General features: G+C 71.2%; 16 protein-coding genes. 10 read left to right on the forward strand and 6 right to left on the reverse strand.

The window, feature by feature from the left end:
- The first annotated feature begins 35 nt into the window (after positions 1 to 35).
- The gene (locus OHT52_RS21495; protein WP_328721808.1) at positions 36 to 1,028 is read left to right on the forward strand and encodes an adenosine deaminase; all 993 of its coding nucleotides are present in this window, start codon (positions 36 to 38) and stop codon (positions 1,026 to 1,028) included.
- On the opposite strand, the gene OHT52_RS21500 is transcribed toward OHT52_RS21495, so the two are convergent.
- On the reverse strand, positions 992 to 2,350 hold the full coding sequence (locus tag OHT52_RS21500) for an MFS transporter (RefSeq protein WP_328721809.1): 1,359 nt from the start codon (positions 2,348 to 2,350) through the stop codon (positions 992 to 994). The two genes, OHT52_RS21495 and OHT52_RS21500, sit on opposite strands and share 37 nt — an antisense overlap.
- A gap of 424 nt (positions 2,351 to 2,774) precedes the next feature.
- Here OHT52_RS21500 and OHT52_RS21505 point away from each other — a divergent pair, with 424 nt between their 5' ends.
- The 5 genes from OHT52_RS21505 to OHT52_RS21525 all read left to right on the forward strand — a co-directional run bounded on the left by OHT52_RS21505 (position 2,775) and on the right by OHT52_RS21525 (position 7,262).
- Entirely contained in the window at positions 2,775 to 3,887 is a 1,113-nt protein-coding gene (locus OHT52_RS21505; RefSeq protein WP_328723836.1) for a carbohydrate kinase family protein, read from the forward strand.
- Positions 3,888 to 4,034: 147 nt separating this feature from the next.
- Positions 4,035 to 5,051, forward strand: coding sequence for a PhoH family protein (locus OHT52_RS21510; protein WP_328721810.1), 1,017 nt, complete (start codon positions 4,035 to 4,037; stop codon positions 5,049 to 5,051).
- Positions 5,052 to 5,063: 12 nt separating this feature from the next.
- Positions 5,064 to 5,561, forward strand: a complete 498-nt coding sequence (gene ybeY, locus OHT52_RS21515) for an rRNA maturation RNase YbeY (RefSeq protein WP_327175758.1) — start codon at positions 5,064 to 5,066, stop codon at positions 5,559 to 5,561.
- A complete protein-coding gene (locus tag OHT52_RS21520; RefSeq protein WP_328721811.1) occupies positions 5,558 to 6,865 on the forward strand; it encodes a hemolysin family protein in 1,308 nt (435 codons plus the stop codon). The genes ybeY and OHT52_RS21520 overlap by 4 nt, the downstream gene beginning before the upstream one ends.
- Before the next feature lie 43 nt (positions 6,866 to 6,908).
- On the forward strand, positions 6,909 to 7,262 hold the full coding sequence (locus OHT52_RS21525; protein ID WP_328721812.1) for an MmcQ/YjbR family DNA-binding protein: 354 nt from the start codon (positions 6,909 to 6,911) through the stop codon (positions 7,260 to 7,262).
- A 328-nt stretch (positions 7,263 to 7,590) separates the two neighbouring features.
- Here the strand turns inward: OHT52_RS21525 and OHT52_RS21530 are convergent, their stop codons facing one another.
- Together OHT52_RS21530 and OHT52_RS21535 are read right to left on the reverse strand one after the other, a co-directional pair.
- Positions 7,591 to 8,067: a GNAT family N-acetyltransferase gene (locus OHT52_RS21530; RefSeq protein ID WP_328721813.1), complete on the reverse strand. Its 477-nt coding sequence runs from the start codon at positions 8,065 to 8,067 to the stop codon at positions 7,591 to 7,593.
- A gap of 115 nt (positions 8,068 to 8,182) precedes the next feature.
- Positions 8,183 to 9,613, reverse strand: coding sequence for an MFS transporter (locus tag OHT52_RS21535; protein WP_328721814.1), 1,431 nt, complete (start codon positions 9,611 to 9,613; stop codon positions 8,183 to 8,185).
- Positions 9,614 to 9,716: 103 nt separating this feature from the next.
- Between OHT52_RS21535 and OHT52_RS21540 the strand changes: the two genes are divergently transcribed.
- Together OHT52_RS21540 and OHT52_RS21545 are read left to right on the forward strand one after the other, a co-directional pair.
- Entirely contained in the window at positions 9,717 to 10,613 is an 897-nt protein-coding gene (locus tag OHT52_RS21540; protein WP_328721815.1) for a helix-turn-helix transcriptional regulator, read from the forward strand.
- 32 nt (positions 10,614 to 10,645) lie between these two features.
- Positions 10,646 to 10,999: a cytidine deaminase gene (locus OHT52_RS21545; protein WP_328721816.1), complete on the forward strand. Its 354-nt coding sequence runs from the start codon at positions 10,646 to 10,648 to the stop codon at positions 10,997 to 10,999.
- 64 nt (positions 11,000 to 11,063) lie between these two features.
- Here the strand turns inward: OHT52_RS21545 and OHT52_RS21550 are convergent, their stop codons facing one another.
- A complete protein-coding gene (locus tag OHT52_RS21550; protein ID WP_328721817.1) occupies positions 11,064 to 11,399 on the reverse strand; it encodes a YnfA family protein in 336 nt (111 codons plus the stop codon).
- 102 nt (positions 11,400 to 11,501) lie between these two features.
- Between OHT52_RS21550 and era the strand changes: the two genes are divergently transcribed.
- Entirely contained in the window at positions 11,502 to 12,476 is a 975-nt protein-coding gene (gene era / locus OHT52_RS21555) for a GTPase Era (RefSeq protein WP_328721818.1), read from the forward strand.
- Positions 12,477 to 12,578: 102 nt separating this feature from the next.
- On the opposite strand, the gene OHT52_RS21560 is transcribed toward era, so the two are convergent.
- The gene (locus OHT52_RS21560) at positions 12,579 to 12,845 is read right to left on the reverse strand and encodes a protealysin inhibitor emfourin (RefSeq protein WP_328721819.1); all 267 of its coding nucleotides are present in this window, start codon (positions 12,843 to 12,845) and stop codon (positions 12,579 to 12,581) included.
- A gap of 19 nt (positions 12,846 to 12,864) precedes the next feature.
- On the reverse strand, positions 12,865 to 13,947 hold the full coding sequence (locus OHT52_RS21565) for a M4 family metallopeptidase (RefSeq protein WP_328721820.1): 1,083 nt from the start codon (positions 13,945 to 13,947) through the stop codon (positions 12,865 to 12,867).
- A gap of 292 nt (positions 13,948 to 14,239) precedes the next feature.
- Between OHT52_RS21565 and leuA the strand changes: the two genes are divergently transcribed.
- Positions 14,240 to 16,030, forward strand: coding sequence for a 2-isopropylmalate synthase (gene leuA / locus OHT52_RS21570; RefSeq protein WP_328721821.1), 1,791 nt, complete (start codon positions 14,240 to 14,242; stop codon positions 16,028 to 16,030).
- Positions 16,031 to 16,121 lie beyond the last annotated feature (91 nt).

Here is a 16,121-nt window from a genome sequence, read left to right on the forward strand (position 1 = left end):
CCACGTCACCACCCCCTTTTCGTGAGCGAGACACCGTGCACCTCCCCAAGGCAGAACTCCACCTTCACATCGAAGGCACCCTCGAACCCGAGCTGGCCTTCGCGCTGGCCCGGCGCAACGGGGTGACGCTGCCCTACGCCACCACCGAGGAGCTGCGCACCGCGTACCTCTTCGACGACCTGCAGAGCTTCCTCGACCTGTACTACGCGCTGATGGCCGTGCTCCGCACCGAGGAGGACTTCGCCGAACTCGCCGACGCCTACCTCGCCCGGGCCGCCGCCCAGGGCGTCCGGCACGCCGAGATCTTCTTCGACCCGCAGGCCCACACCGCCCGGGGCGTGCCCATCGGCACCGTCGTCGAGGGACTCGGCCGCGCGCTGGAGCGCAGCGAGGAGAAGCACGGCATCTCCACCCAGCTGATCCTCTGCTTCCTGCGCGACCAGTCGGCCGCCTCGGCCCTGGAGACGCTGGAGGCCGCCAAGCCGTACCTGCACCGCATCACCGCCGTCGGCCTCGACTCCGCCGAGGTCGGCCACCCGCCGGCCAAGTTCCGCGAGGTCTACGAGGAGGCCGGGAAACTCGGCCTGCGCAAGGTCGCCCACGCGGGCGAGGAGGGCCCGCCGGAGTACATCCGCGAGGCCCTCGACGTCCTCGGCGTCGAGCGGATCGACCACGGGCTGCGCTGCATGGAGGACCCCGAGCTGGTCGCCCGGCTCGTCGCCGACCGCGTACCGCTCACCCTCTGCCCGCTCTCCAACGTCCGGCTGCGCGCCATCGACATCCTGGAGGAGCACCCGCTGCCCGCCATGCTGGCGGCCGGGCTGCACTGCACGGTGAACTCCGACGACCCGGCCTACTTCGGCGGATACGTCGGAGACACCTTCCACGCGGTCCACGAGGCGCTCGCCCTCGACCACGAGCAGCTGCGCACGCTCGCCCGCAACTCCTTCGAGGCGGCCTTCCTCGACCACGACGAGGAGCGCAGGGCGCGCTACCTGTCCGAGGTCGAGGCGTACGCGTTCGACTGACCTCCCCCGCCCGCCGGACCGGCCGTCCGGAACGCGCTGCGCCCCAGCCGCCTGCGGCGCAGGGCGGGTACGGCGATTTCCGTGACGGCCTGTTCCGGTGCGCCGAGTTTCGGTACGGCACCCGGCAGACCGCCCGTCGTGGCGGCGAGCAGCGCGGCCGGGGCGCCACCGCGTCGGCGCACCGAACCGGGCACCAGCGGACGGCCGCCCGCGTGCAGCGCCACCGCCGTGACCGGGGCAGCCACCAGCAGCGTCACCGCCCCGAGGATCAGCCCCATCGCGGGGAAACCGGCCCCCTCGGAGAGCACGCTGCCCAGCACCGGCCCGCAGGCCACTCCCACCGAGGAGGCGGAACCCGCGAGCACCGCCCAGCGGCCCCGTACGTCGAGCGAGGCGGCCAGGCCGATCAGGTACGAGAGCACCACCGGGTAGACGGTGTTCCAGAGGACCTCACCGGTCGCGAAGGAACCGAGACCGCGCGCGGAGGCGCTCAGCACGATGCTCCCGGCGATGACGACCGTGCCGCAGCCGATCGGGACCGCGCGGCCGAGTCGGGCGCCCAGCGCCCCGGCGCCCATGACCCCGAGCAGTCCGGCGCCCAGCGCGGCGGCGAACACCGCGCCGACGGTGACCTCGGAGAGCCCCACCTGGTCCACGCCGATCCGGCTGCTGACACCCCAGAGCGCGTTCTGCGCCATGGACCAGACGAGCATCCCGCCCGCCAGCAGCAGACCCGAACGCCGGTGCGGCAGACGGCCGGTGACCGGGGTGCCGGTCGCGACGGGGGCCGGTGCGTCGAGCCGCGAGGCGGCCGGCCAGACGAGCAGGGCGACCAGGGCGATGGCGGCGAACGGCAGCCGGTGACCGCCGCCCAGGTGGGGGATCGTCAGGTACAGGGCGCCGGCGGTGGCGGAGACGCTGAGCAGTCCGAGCGAGGAGGTGCGGTGCGGGTCGCTCCGCGAGGCGATCTGGGACGCGGCCACCGCGGTGGCCGTGCCCGAGCCGAAGCCGCCGACCATCGCGCCCAGCACCACCAGCGGCAGCGAGGTGGTCAGGGCGGCGCAGCCGTATCCGGTGACGGCGAGGACCAGCCCGAGGCGCGCGCAGCCGCGGGCGCCGAACCGGTCGACCCGGCCCGCCAGCGAGAAGCCCGCGGAGGCGGAACTCAGCAGCAGGGCGCTGCCGACGAGACCGGCCTGAGACGTGGTCAGGCCGAGATGGGCGCTGAGCCGCCCGACGACGGTGGGGAGCAGATAAGCGGCGAGGTAACCGGCGGTGAACACGGCGACCAGGGGCCACGCGGCGCGAGGGCGCGAGGACATGGGCGTTCCTGAAGACATGCCGGAGACCGGCAGGGGAGGTGGGGGAGGCGGTGCGGGGGTGAAGAGAGAGTGGGGGAGCACCAGGGTGACGCGAGAAATGGGGGAGAGGTGCGGTTCCCCGGTCTTCGTACCCGATCGTGTTCGCCGGGCAATTTGTATCAAGCACGTACAGCTGATCGAAAGGCGGGATTGTGTGATCTGCGGCACATTGATGTTTGATGCCGGTCGACCGGGGTAGCGCTGCATGTTTATGCAGGTCAACCCCGGCGATGCCGAGGGGTGTGAAAGCTGCGGGATCGCGCGCGAATCGGGCAGACTGGCCGGATTCCGCAAGGACGCGGAGCGCGTCGGTGGAGCCCGCCGGGGAGCCCGCGAGTCACGTCGGCACGGCACCTCAGCAGTACGGCACCCCGGGGAGCGCATGATGAGCACGGACAGCAGCCCAGCCGTCGATCCGCTGGGAGAGCTGCGTGTCCCGGAGGACCCGGCCTGCGACGTCTTCCTGACGGGCACGGTCTTCCTCGACATCGTCTTCACCGGCCTGGACAGCGCTCCCGTGCGCGGTACGGAGTCCTGGGCCCGGGGCATGGGATCCAGCCCCGGCGGTGTCGCCAACATGGCCACCGCCCTCGCCCGCCTCGGCCTGCGCACCTCGCTCGCCGCCGCCTTCGGCGACGACCACTACGGCGAGTACTGCTGGGACGCCCTCGAACAGGGCGAGGGCATCGACCTCTCCATGTCGCACACCGTCCCCGGCTGGCACTCGCCCGTCACCGTCTCCATGGCGTACGAGGGCGAGCGCACGATGGTCTCGCACGGCCACGAGGCCCCGCCCCCGGCCGCCGCCCCGGGCGCGGAAGGACGCGCGTTCCCGCACTGCCCGCCCCGCGCCCGCGCCGCCGTCGCCTCGCTCACCCCGGGCCGCGGTGAACCCTGGGTCGCCGCGGCGGCCGAGCGAGGGGCCCAGATCTTCGCCGACGTCGGCTGGGACGAGACCGGCCGCTGGGACCTGGCCGCCCTGCCCGACCTCGCGCACTGCGCCGCCTTCCTGCCCAACGCGGAGGAGGCCATGCGCTACACCGGCCGCGACACCCCCCGCGCCGCCGCCCACGCGCTGGCCGAACACGTGCCGCTCGCCGTGGTGACCCTCGGCGCGGAGGGCGCCTACGCCGTCGACGCGGCGACCGGCACCACCGCCGAGGTGCCCGCCATCGACGTGGCGGCCCTCGACCCGACCGGCGCCGGGGACGTCTTCGTCGCCGGGTTCGTCACCGGCACCCTCGCCGACTGGCCGCTCGCCGACCGCCTCGCCTTCGCCGGACTCACCGCCGCCCTCTCCGTACAGGAGTTCGGCGGCTCGCTCTCCGCTCCCGGCTGGGCCGAGATCGCCGCCTGGTGGCAGCAGGTGCGCACCTTCGAGGCGCAGGACCCGGTCGCCCTGGAGCGGTACGCCTTCCTGGAGCGCCTGCTGCCCGCGGCCCGCCGCCCCTGGCCGCTGCGCCGCGCCGTCCCCACCATCGGGTTCCGGGCTCCCTGAGGGGGCCCGCGGGGGTCGTCCGGCGACGGAGAACGGGGCGCAAAACCCCTAGGGCGTTGTCGGCGCGGAGTCGTAGGCTGGACGCAGAGGTTGTCGACCGGCGAGAACCCCGCAACGGGAGGTATGCGCAGGCCCGAGGGCCGGCCCATGACTCAGTCACCCACACGCCCACAGGCGCGTGCCCGCATCAGGATTCCGGCCGCTCACCCCATGGTGATGCTCCTGGGATCGGGCGACTCCCTGCTGCGCGTGATCGAGACGGCGTTCCCCGACGCCGACATCCACGTACGGGGAAACGAGATAAGCGCTACGGGCGAACCCGCCGAGGTCGCCCTCATCCAGCGCTTGTTCGACGAGATGGTGCTGGTGCTCCGCACCGGACAGCCGATGACGGAGGACGCAGTGGAACGCTCGATCGCCATGCTCAGGGCAGCCGGCACCGGCGAGGGCGAGCCGCAGGGCGAGACCCCGGCCGAGGTGCTCACGCAGAACATCCTCTCCAACCGCGGGCGCACCATCCGGCCCAAGACGCTCAACCAGAAGCGGTACGTCGACGCCATCGACAAGCACACCATCGTCTTCGGCATCGGCCCCGCGGGCACCGGCAAGACCTACCTCGCCATGGCGAAGGCGGTCCAGGCACTCCAGTCGAAGCAGGTCAGCCGGATCATCCTGACCCGGCCCGCCGTCGAGGCGGGGGAGCGGCTCGGCTTCCTGCCCGGCACGCTCTTCGACAAGATCGACCCGTACCTGCGCCCGCTCTACGACGCGCTGCACGACATGCTCGACCCCGACTCGATCCCGCGCCTGATGGCGGCGGGCACGATCGAGGTGGCGCCGCTGGCATACATGCGGGGCCGCACCCTGAACGATGCCTTCATCATCCTGGACGAGGCCCAGAACACCAGCGCCGAGCAGATGAAGATGTTCCTCACCCGCCTCGGCTTCGACTCGAAGATCGTCATCACCGGTGACGTCACCCAGGTCGACCTGCCGAACGGCACCAAGAGCGGTCTGCGACAGGTCCAGGAGATCCTCGACGGCGTCGAGGACGTGCACTTCTCCCGGCTCACGTCCCAGGATGTCGTCCGGCACAAGCTCGTCGGCCGTATCGTCGACGCGTACGAGAAGTACGACGACCGAGCCGGTACCAACGGGAAGTAGTTTCAGCGCACCATGTCGATCGACGTCAACAACGAGTCCGGAACCGAGGTCGACGAGCAGGCGATCCTCGACATCGCCCGTTACGCCCTCGCCCGGATGCGGATCCACCCGCTGTCCGAACTCTCGGTGATCGTGGTGGACACCGACGCCATGGAGCAGCTCCACATCCAGTGGATGGACCTCCCGGGCCCGACCGATGTCATGTCCTTCCCGATGGACGAACTCCGTCCGCCGTCGAAGGACGACGAGGAGCCCCCGCAGGGCCTCCTCGGTGACATCGTGCTCTGCCCGGAGGTCGCGAAGCGGCAGGGCGAAGAGGCCGAGACGCGGCACTCCATGGACGAGGAGCTCCAGCTCCTCACCGTCCACGGAGTGCTGCACCTCCTCGGGTACGACCACGAGGAGCCCGACGAGAAGGCCGAGATGTTCGGCCTCCAGGCCGCCATCGTGGACGGCTGGCGGGGCGAGCGCGGCCTGACCGGGCCCTCCCCGGCGCCCACGGTCTCGTGAGCTTCCCGCTCGTCGCCGGGGCCGTCCTGCTGGTGATCGTCGGCTGGCTCGCCGCCTGTGCCGAGACCGCCATCGCCCGCATGTCCAGCTTCCGGGCCGCCGAGGCGGTCCGGGCCGGACGGCGCGGCAGCGCGAAACTCGCGCAGGTCGCCTCCGACCCGACCCGCTATCTCAACGTCGCCCTGCTCGTGCGGGTCGCCTGCGAGATGGCGGCCGGGGTCCTCGTCACGTACGCCTGCCTCCAGGAACTCTCCGAGACCTGGGAGGCGCTGGCCGTCGCGATGGGGGTCATGGTCCTCGTCAGCTACGTCGCCATCGGCGTCTCGCCCCGCACCATCGGCCGCCAGCACCCGCTGAACACGGCGACCGCCGCCGCGTACGTACTGCTGCCGCTGGCCAGGATCATGGGCCCGATCCCGCAGCTGCTGATCCTCATCGGCAACGCCCTCACCCCCGGCAAGGGGTTCCGCAAGGGACCGTTCGCCAGCGAGGCGGAGCTGCGCGCGATGGTCGACCTCGCGGAGGCGGAGTCGCTCATCGAGGACGACGAGCGCCGCATGGTGCACTCCGTCTTCGAGCTGGGCGACACCCTCGTCCGTGAGGTGATGGTGCCCCGTACCGACCTGGTCGCCATCGAGCGGTACAAGACCATCCGCCAGGCGCTCACCCTCGCGCTGCGCTCCGGATTCTCCCGGATCCCGGTCACCGGGGAGAACGAGGACGACATCGTCGGGATCGTCTACCTCAAGGACCTGGTCCGCAAGACCCACATCAACCGCGACTCCGAGGCCGACCTCGTCTCCACCGCGATACGGCCGGCCGTCTTCGTCCCCGACACGAAGAACGCCGGTGACCTGCTGCGCGAGATGCAGCAGGACCGCAACCACGTCGCCGTCGTCATCGACGAGTACGGCGGCACGGCCGGCATCGTCACCATCGAGGACATCCTGGAGGAGATCGTCGGCGAGATCACCGACGAGTACGACCGGGAACTCCCGCCCGTCCAGGAGCTGGAGAACGGCTGCTACCGGGTGACCGCCCGCCTCGACATCGGCGACCTCGGGCAGCTCTTCGGCTTCGACGAGTACGACGACGAGGACGTCGAGACCGTCGGCGGCCTCCTCGCCAAGGCGCTCGGCAGGGTCCCGATCGCCGGAGCCACCTCGGTCGTCAGCCTCCCCGACGGCCGCAAGCTGCGCCTGACGGCGGAGGCCACGGCGGGGCGCCGCAACAAGATCGTCACGGTGCTGGTGGAGCCGGAGCCGCTGGATTCGGAGCCGGACGCGGAGTCGAAACCGGAGTAGTGGGCGGAGTGGTCCACGTCGGAGCAGGGGAAACGGAGTCGGAATGAACGGCGCACAACTGCGGTCCTTCGCCCTGGACTTCAACGAGGCCGTGGAGGAGTTCCCCTTCACGCCGGAGACCTCGGTCTTCAAGGTGCTCGGCAAGATGTTCGCGCTGAGCGCCCTGGACACCCGCCCGCTCACCGTGAACCTCAAGTGCGACCCGGACGAAGCGGTGCGCCTCCGTGAGGAGTACCCGGCGATCGTCCCCGGCTGGCACATGAACAAGCGCCACTGGAACACCGTCACGGTCGGCGACCTGCCCGCCAAGCTGGTCCGCGAGCTGATCGAGGACTCGTACGACCTGGTGGTGGCGGGGCTGCCCCGGGCGGAGAGGCTCCGGCTGGACCGGGCCTGAGAGCGGGGTGGTCTTCGGCGCCTCCGGTGACGCGACCGGGGGCGCCGGCATTCACCGCCGAGCAGCTCTCGGCTCAGCGCCTTCTCGATGGCCTCGAAGATGTCGGCGTCGGTCTCCTGCCGCCAGGACGGAAGGCCGGGCCGGTCGGCGACATAGCCGGGCTTGGGGTCCTCGAAGTGCTTGAACATCCGGGCCGTCCAGGCCCAGCGGCACTCAGCGTGGGAGACCGGCCACTGCGCCGTCTCCTCCACGGGCGGCAGGGTCCTGCCGTATCCGCCGCACGGCTGGTGGGGGACCCGGCCCGGCTCACTCGAGTGCGGCCCGGGAGCTAGGACATGTCCTGCCCCGGGCTCCCGTCCAGCACCAGCATGACGTGCTCGTTCTCGCCGTACTCGACCGTCCCCGTACGCCGGAAGCCGTGCTTCTCCAGCAGCCGCACCGAGCCGGTGTTCCCGACGTGGGGATCGGCGTGCAGGGGACGGGCGGTTTCCCGCTCCAGGAACAGCGCCAGTGCCTGCGTGCCGATCCCCCGGCCCCAGTACCGCCGGCCGAGCCAGTACCCGATGAAGCGCCGCTCCTCGTGCCACCAGGCCACCGCGTTGCCCGCCAGTTCGCCGTCGACCGTGATGGCCTGTACGAAGTTGGCGGGGTCCCCGAGGACCTTCGTCCTCCAGTGGGTCATGAAGGCTTCCCGTTCCCGGGGTGGGAACTTCGACCGTCGTACGGCCTCGGGATCGTGCTCCTGCGCGAGGAACTCCTCCAGATCGGCCGGTTCGACGTCTCGCAAACGCACCTGCTCACTCATACGGGCGGAGTCTGCCAGGTGGCACTGACACCCCGACGGTCCCCGACCGTCGGCCTGGTCAGGGACCGTTCAGCTGCGGTGGGTGGGCCCGCGACACCCGCCGACCCACCCCGTCTCAGCCCCGCCGCCGCAGACCCGCCGCCACGACCACCGCGCCCACCAGCAGCAGCGCCGCGTCGAGGGCCATGACCGTGCGGACGCCGGTGAACAGGTCGTCCTGGGTGGTGGCCAGCACGCCCAGCAGGGGGATGCCGAGGGTCAGGCCGACCTGCTGGGTGGTGGTGACCAGGCCGGTCGCCAGGCCCTGTTCGCCGTCCGGGACGCCCGAGGTCACCGCGAGGCCGTAGCTGACGATCGCGCCCAGGTGGCACATGCTCGCCAGGGAGACGCCGACCGTGGCGACCAGCACCCCGGCGTGCTCGCCCAGGGCCAGCAGCAGGGCGACGAAAGCACCCTGGCCGAGCAGCGAGCCCACCAGCGTGCGGCGGGCGCCGAAGCGGCCGATGACCCGGGGGGCGTACGTGCCGGCCACCGCCGAGAGCAGCCCCTGCACCCCGAAGACCAGCCCGGTGGCGAAGGCCGACAGGCCCAGTACGTCCTGGAGGTAGAGCGTCAGCACGAAGACCACGGTGGACATCAGGGCGAAGGTCAGCAGCCCGCCGAGGTTGCCGAACGCCACGGTCCGGCGGCGCAGCATCGGCAACGAGACCAGCGGTTCGGCGGCCCGCGACTCCACCACCGCGAAGGTCACCAGCAGCGCGACCCCGAGGACCAGGGCGATCAGTACGTCCGCGTGGCCGAAGCCGTTCTGGGCGGCCGTCGACAGCGCGTAGATCAGGGCGAGCAGCCCGCCCGTGACGGTGACCGCACCCGGTACGTCCAGCTTGGGCCGCCGCGGAGTACGCGACTCCGTCAGGGCCTTCGGGGCGAGGGCGAGGACGCCCACCGAGGCGAGCGCCAGCAGGCCCATGGTGGAGCGCCAGCCCAGGGTGTCGGTGAGCACGCCACCGGCCACCATGCCGACGGTGAAGCCGAGCGAGAGCAGCGTGCCGCTGATGCCCAGCGCCCGGTCGCGCTCCGGGCCCTCCTTGAACGTGGTGGTCAGCAGGGACATCCCGGTGGGTACGACCGCCGCCGCGCCGAGCCCCTGGAGGGCACGTCCGGCCAGGAACGGCACCGGGCCCCAGGCGAAGGTCGCCAACAGCGAGGCCGCGCCGAACACGGCCAGGCCCGCGAGGAAGAGCTTGCGCCGTCCGTAGAGGTCGCCGATCCGCCCGAAGAGCAGCAGGAATCCGCCGGAGGGCAGGGCGAAAGCGGTGATGGCCCACTGGAGTTGGGAGGTACTCAGCCCGAGGTCGGCGCCGAGCGCGGGGAGCGCCACGTTCAGTACGGAGAAGTCGAGCGCCACCATGAACTGGGCGGCGCAGAGGACCATGAGGATCAGCCGGGCCCGGCCGGAGAGCCGGGCGGGACGGGTCGCCTGGGCAACGGTGGGAGCAGCGGGACCGGGGGTTCCGGTGGCCTCGGGAGGGGATTCGATCGCCATGGCCCCACCCTCGGCCGACTGGAACAAACGTGGGGAGACGCTCCTTATCCTGTTGGTACGGCCACCAGTTGGCACCGTGCGCGACACCAGGGGGAGTGACGACGTGGCGACACCGGCCCGTACGACGACGACCGGCAACGGGAAGGCCCATCGACTCGCCGAGCTGCGGGAGTTCCTGATGAGCCGCCGGGCCCGGGTCACCCCGGCCCTCGCCGGCCTCCCGGACGGCGGTGCGCGCCGCCGTACCCCCGGGCTGCGCAGGGAGGAGGTCGCCGTCCTCGCGGGCGTCGGGGTCTCCTGGTACCAGTGGCTGGAGCAGGGGCGTGACATCACCGTCTCCCCGCAGGTGCTGGACTCGGTGGGGCGCGTCCTGCGGCTGACCAGCGCGGAGCGCCGCCATCTGTACGTACTGGCCGGGCTCAACCCGCCCGCGCCCGAGGTCGATCCGGCCGACGCCGACATGTGCGACGGGCTGCGGCGGCTCATCGACGCGTGGATGCCGTTCCCGGCACACATCATGGACCGGTACTGGAACGTCGTGCTCTACAACGACGCCGCCTCCCTGGTCCTCGGGCTGCGCCCCGGCATCGTGCAGAACTGCCTGATCACCTTCTTCACCGACGACGTCTACCGCACCCGCGCGACGACCTGGGAGCAGATCGCCCCGCAGGTCGTCGCGCAGTTCCGCGCGGGCTGCTCGGAGAACCCGGAGGACGAGGGTTTCCAGGCCGTCGTGGCCGACGCGAAGGAGGCCAGCCCGGAGTTCGCCGCGCTCTGGGAGCAGCGCGACATCGCGCCCGGCGGGCAGATGCGCAAAGAGCTGGAGCATCCGACGGCCGGGACTCTCCAGGTGGAGTCCACCCAGCTGCGGGTGCCCGCCCGCCCGGACCTGGCGATCGTGCTGCACACCCCGCTGCCGGGCACCGGAACCGAGGAGCGGCTCAAGTGGCTGGCGTCCCCGGAGGGGCGGCGCGACGCGATGTACCCGGTACCGGGATGAGGTGCGCGCCACACGGTTCGTATGCTCGGCACATGACAGACAGCACCGACCTCGGGGCCGAGGACCGCAAGATCGTCACCCTGGCGCGCAGCGCCCGCGCCCGCAACGGAGTGCCGGAGGGCGCGGCCGTCCGGGACGAGACGGGACGTACGTACGTGGCGGGCACGGTGGCCCTGGAGTCGCTGCGGCTCACCGCCCTGCAGACGGCCGTGGCGATGGCCGTGGCCAGCGGGGCCACCTCCCTGGAGGCGGCGGCGGTGGTCTCGGACGCCGAGAGCCCGGCCGACGCGGACCGGGCGGCGGTGCGCGACCTCGGCGGGGCGGACACGCCGGTGTTCCTGGCGGGTCCGGACGGGACCGTGCGGGTACGGGTCACCGCGGGGTGACTCCGTGACTTCGCCCACGTGAGCGGGCCGGCCGCGGTCGACCGGCGCCGGAGTCCGGTGCCGGTCAGTTCCCCCGGGGCGCGTACATGATCACGGCCATGCCGGCGAGGCAGATCAGCGCCCCGGCGATGTCGTACCGGTCCGGGCGGTAGCCGTCCGCGACCATGCCCCAGGCGATCGAGCCGGCCACGAAGACCCCGCCGTAAGCGGCGAGGATGCGGCCGAAGTTGTCGTCGCTCTGGAGCGTCGCGACCGCTCCGTACACCCCGAGGGCGATCACCCCCGCGCCGATCCAGGCCCAGCCCCGGTGCTCGCGGATGCCCTGCCAGACCAGCCAGGCGCCCCCGATCTCGAAGAGGGCGGCGACGACGAAGAGGGCGGCGGAGCGGGCGACGAGCATGGAGGGCACGCTATCCCGGGCGCGCCGTACGAGGGCCCGGGTGCACGCGTCGCCGGGCCGGGCGGGCGACCGTTGTGCACCGGGCCGCCGCGATCGGGGACAATGGGCGCCATGAGCGCTCGACCGAACCCCGAAGCCGCTGCGCGGCAGGCCACGGACACCGCCCCTCACCGGGCCGGTTTCGCCTGCTTCGTGGGCCGCCCCAACGCGGGCAAGTCCACCCTCACGAACGCTCTGGTCGGGCAGAAGGTGGCGATCACGTCCAATCGCCCCCAGACCACCCGGCACACCGTGCGCGGGATCGTGCACCGTGACGACGCGCAGCTGATCCTCGTCGACACCCCGGGGCTCCACAAGCCGCGCACGCTGCTCGGCGAGCGGCTCAACGACGTCGTGCGGACCACCTGGGCCGAGGTCGACGTCATCGGCTTCTGCCTGCCCGCCGACCAGAAGCTCGGCCCCGGCGACAAGTTCATCATCAAGGAACTCGCCGCCATCAAGAAGACCCCGAAGATCGCGGTCATCACCAAGACGGACCTGGTCGACTCCCGGGCGCTCGCCGAACAGCTGCTGGCCGTCTCCCAGCTGGGCCAGGAGCTCGGCTTCGAATGGGCCGAGATCGTGCCGGTCTCGGCGGTCAAGGACGACCAGGTCGGGCTGCTCGCCGACCTGATCGCCCCGCTGCTGCCGGTGAGCCCGCCGCTCTACCCGGAGGGCGACCTCACCGACGAGCCCGAGATGGTCATGGTCGCGGAACTGATCCGCGAGGCCGCGCTCGAAGGTGTACGCGACGAACTGCCGCACTCCATCGCGGTCGTCGTCGAGGAGATGCTGCCGCGCGAGAACCGTCCGGCGGACAGGCCGCTGCTGGACATCCACGCCAACGTCTACATCGAGCGCCCCAGCCAGAAGGGCATCATCATCGGCCCCAAGGGCCAGCGGCTGAAGGACGTAGGGACCAAGTCCCGCAAGCAGATCGAGGCGCTGCTCGGCACGCCGGTCTTCCTCGACCTGCACGTCAAGGTCGCCAAGGACTGGCAGCGCGACCCCAAGCAGCTCCGCAAGCTCGGTTTCTGAGCGGCGGGGCAGTCGCCGTTCCGGGCGGTGGGGCAGCCCTCGGGCCGCCCCACCGCCCGACAGCCGAGCCGTGTCGTACCGGGCGCACCGGCGCCGCCGGTCTCACGCCCCTTCGCGGAGGACGCGTGAGATCAGCGTGCGCTGGTCGTCGGTCAGGTGCGGGTCCGCGCAGTGCACGGTCCGCCCGTCGATGGTGATCGCGTACCGGAAGCCGTCCGGTACGCCTGCCGGCGGAGTCCCGGCTCCCTCCGCGAGCGCGGAACGGGCCAGGGACTCCCAGGCGGCGGCGTCCTCCTGCGTTGCCGTGTCGATCCCGGCCTTGCGGGGGAGGCCGGCGAACCCGCCGGTCCGGCTCACATGAATGCGCATGTGACCCATATTGGCCCGCTCACTCGGTCGGCACCCCCACTTCCGACCAGCCCTTGATGACGGCCTCGCGCTCGTCCCCCTCGCCGAAGCGGTCGCGGGCGGCGGCCACCGTGAGCCTGGCGAAGTCGGCGAAGTCGGCGTTGGCGGTCAGCTCTCCTCCGGTCAGTACGTCGTACCAGATCTGCCCGGCCCGCTCCCAGGCGTTCCCGCCGAGGGCGGAGGCGGCGAGGTAGAAGGCGCGGTTGGGGATGCCGGAGTTGAGGTGGACCCCGCCGTTGTCGTCGTCGGTCTCGATGTAGTCCTCCATCGAGGCGGGCTGGGGGTCCTTGCCGAGCACGTCGTCGTCGTACGCGGTGCCCGGCGCCTTCATCGAGCGCAGCCCCTCCCCGGTGACCCGGGGGGCGAGCAGCCCCGCGCCGATCAGCCAGTCGGCCTGCTCGGCGCTCTGCCCCAGGGAGTACTGCTTGACCAGCGAGCCGAACACGTCCGAGACGGATTCGTTGAGCGCGCCGGACTGTCCCTCGTAGACGAGGTTGGCGGTGTGCTGGGTGAGCCCGTGCGCCAGCTCGTGGGCGATCACGTCGATGGAGAGGGTGAAGTCGAGGAAGATCTCGCCGTCGCCGTCGCCGAAGACCATCTGCTGGCCGTCGAAGAAGGCGTTGTTGTAGTCCCGGTCGTAATGGACCGAGCCGATGAGGCGCATGCCTTTGCCGTCGAGCGAGCTGCGGCCGTACGCGGAGAGCAGCAGGTCGAAGGTGGCGCCGAAACCGGCGTACGCGCGGTTGACGCTGGCGTCCGTGGTGGGCTCGTCACCCTCGCCCCGGACCTTGCGGCCGGGCAGCGTGGTGTGGTGGCGGCAGTCGTAGATCGTGCGGCGGGGCTTGCTGGGGACGGCGCCCGCGGTGGCCGGCGCGGGGGCGATGGCTGCCAGCGACGCCGCTCTGCGCAGGACGCGGCGCTCGCCGTCCGCGTCGAGCGTGCGACGGGCGGGCTCGGCGACCGCGGGGTCGTCGGACTGTGCCAACTGGTCGAGGAGATGCGGCGGAACGATGGTGCAGAAGACGGGGTGGAGACCGGAACCGTCGTGGGATCGAGAGATCATGTAAATGACTGTGGCACTCCGTCACTGCGCTGTCACTGGTTGCGACGGCAATTGACGAAATAGAGTGATGCATCACTGTTTACTCGTCATGTGTGCGCGGTCCCGCATACTGATACGGACCGGCGTCCCGCGCACCTCTCGGTTACTCTCGTCGCATCATGCGTTTCGGGCTGCTTCTCCTTAGCTGCCGCGGCGAGGGCCTGTAGTCGTAGGCCGACCCCCTCCCCGCGGAGTCTGGTGCTGCAGCGACACAGTCGGCCGTCCCACCGCTGGACCCGAGGAGCCCTACGCCATGACCACCGTGAACACTTCCGGTAATTCCGTCGGCCGTCCCACGCCGATCACCAACGCGACGCAGCTCCAGAAGACTTCCGGAATGCCGATCCACAAGTACGGCCGGTACGAGGCGGTGGAGATCCCCGACCGCACCTGGCCGGACAAGCGGATCACGGTGGCGCCCCGCTGGCTCTCCACCGACCTGCGCGACGGCAACCAGGCCCTGATCGACCCGATGTCCCCGGCCCGCAAGCGCGAGATGTTCGATCTGCTCGTGAAGATGGGCTACAAGGAGATCGAGGTCGGCTTCCCGGCCTCCGGCGAGACCGACTTCGCGTTCGTACGCTCCATCATCGAAGAGGGCGCGATCCCCGAGGACGTGACGATCTCCGTCCTGACCCAGTCCCGCGAGGAACTGATCGAGCGGACCGTCGAGTCGCTGCGCGGCGCGCACCGGGCCACCGTCCACCTGTACAACGCCACCGCCCCCACCTTCCGCCGCGTGGTCTTCCGCGGCTCGAAGGAGCAGGTCAAGCAGATCGCGGTGGACGGCACCCGGCTGGTCATGGAGTACGCCGAGAAGATCCTGGGCGGCGACACGATCTTCGGCTACCAGTACAGCCCCGAGATCTTCACCGACACCGAGCTGGACTTCGCCCTGGAGGTCTGCGAGGCGGTCTGCGACGTGTGGCAGCCGGAGGCGGGCCGCGAGATCATCCTCAACCTGCCCGCCACCGTGGAGCGTTCGACGCCGTCCACGCACGCGGACCGGTTCGAGTGGATGTCGCGCAACCTGTCCCGTCGTGAGTTCGTCTGTCTGTCGGTCCACCCGCACAACGACCGCGGCACGGCCGTCGCCGCCGCCGAACTGGCGCTGATGGCCGGCGCCGACCGCGTCGAGGGCTGCCTGTTCGGCCAGGGCGAGCGCACCGGCAACGTCGACCTGGTCACCCTGGGGATGAACCTGTTCTCCCAGGGCGTCGACCCGCAGATCGACTTCTCCCAGATCGACGAGATCCGCCGCACCAGCGAGTACTGCAACCAGATGGAGGTCCACCCGCGCCACCCCTACGCGGGCGACCTCGTCTACACCTCCTTCTCCGGCTCCCACCAGGACGCCATCAAGAAGGGCTTCGACGCCATGGAGGCCGACGCGGCCGCCCGGGGCGCCGGCGTCACCGTTGACGACATCGAGTGGACGGTTCCGTACCTGCCGATCGACCCGAAGGACGTCGGCCGGTCCTACGAGGCCGTGATCCGCGTCAACTCCCAGTCCGGCAAGGGCGGTATCGCATACGTCCTGAAGAACGACCACAAGCTGGACCTGCCGCGCCGGATGCAGATCGAGTTCTCCCGGATCATCCAGGCCAAGACCGACGCCGAGGGCGGCGAGATCACTCCGGCGCAGATCTGGTCCGCCTTCGAGGACGAGTACCTGCCCAGCGCCGACGGCGACGCCGCCCGATGGGGACGGGTCCAGATCCGTTCCGGCCAGACCACCACCGGGCAGGACGGCCGGGACACGCTGACCATCGAGGCCACCGTGGACGGCGCCGACACCGTGCTGACCGGCACCGGCAACGGCCCGATCTCCGCCTTCTTCGAGGCGCTGGCCGGCATCGGCATCGACGCACGGCTGCTGGACTACACCGAGCACACCATGAGCGAGGGCGCCAGCTCGCAGGCCGCCTCGTACATCGAGTGCGCGATCGACGGCAAGGTCCTGTGGGGCATCGGCATCGACGCCAACACCACCCGGGCCTCGCTCAAGGCGGTCGTCTCGGCCGTCAACCGCGCGGGCCGCTGAACCAGGGCCGAACCGGCCGCAAAGCTCATCCGAACGCGGGACCCGAGTCCGGCGGACTCGGGTTGACGCGTCCGTCCGCGGACCGGCGGCC

The sequence above is a fragment of the Streptomyces sp. NBC_00247 genome (assembly GCF_036188265.1).
Lineage (GTDB): Bacteria > Actinomycetota > Actinomycetes > Streptomycetales > Streptomycetaceae > Streptomyces.

Bases quoted from the DNA above. Each gene is read 5' to 3' on its own strand.
- OHT52_RS21500 (WP_328721809.1), bottom strand. From the start codon at position 2,350: ATGTCCTCGCGCCCTCGCGCCGCGTGGCCCCTGGTCGCCGTGTTCACC.
- OHT52_RS21505 (WP_328723836.1), top strand. From the start codon at position 2,775: ATGAGCACGGACAGCAGCCCAGCCGTCGATCCGCTGGGAGAGCTGCGT.
- OHT52_RS21510 (WP_328721810.1), top strand. From the start codon at position 4,035: ATGACTCAGTCACCCACACGCCCACAGGCGCGTGCCCGCATCAGGATT.
- ybeY (WP_327175758.1), top strand. From the start codon at position 5,064: ATGTCGATCGACGTCAACAACGAGTCCGGAACCGAGGTCGACGAGCAG.
- OHT52_RS21525 (WP_328721812.1), top strand. From the start codon at position 6,909: ATGAACGGCGCACAACTGCGGTCCTTCGCCCTGGACTTCAACGAGGCC.
- OHT52_RS21530 (WP_328721813.1), bottom strand. From the start codon at position 8,067: ATGAGTGAGCAGGTGCGTTTGCGAGACGTCGAACCGGCCGATCTGGAG.
- OHT52_RS21535 (WP_328721814.1), bottom strand. From the start codon at position 9,613: ATGGCGATCGAATCCCCTCCCGAGGCCACCGGAACCCCCGGTCCCGCT.
- OHT52_RS21545 (WP_328721816.1), top strand. From the start codon at position 10,646: ATGACAGACAGCACCGACCTCGGGGCCGAGGACCGCAAGATCGTCACC.
- OHT52_RS21550 (WP_328721817.1), bottom strand. From the start codon at position 11,399: ATGCTCGTCGCCCGCTCCGCCGCCCTCTTCGTCGTCGCCGCCCTCTTC.
- era (WP_328721818.1), top strand. From the start codon at position 11,502: ATGGGCGCCATGAGCGCTCGACCGAACCCCGAAGCCGCTGCGCGGCAG.
- OHT52_RS21560 (WP_328721819.1), bottom strand. From the start codon at position 12,845: ATGCGCATTCATGTGAGCCGGACCGGCGGGTTCGCCGGCCTCCCCCGC.
- OHT52_RS21565 (WP_328721820.1), bottom strand. From the start codon at position 13,947: ATGATCTCTCGATCCCACGACGGTTCCGGTCTCCACCCCGTCTTCTGC.
- leuA (WP_328721821.1), top strand. From the start codon at position 14,240: ATGACCACCGTGAACACTTCCGGTAATTCCGTCGGCCGTCCCACGCCG.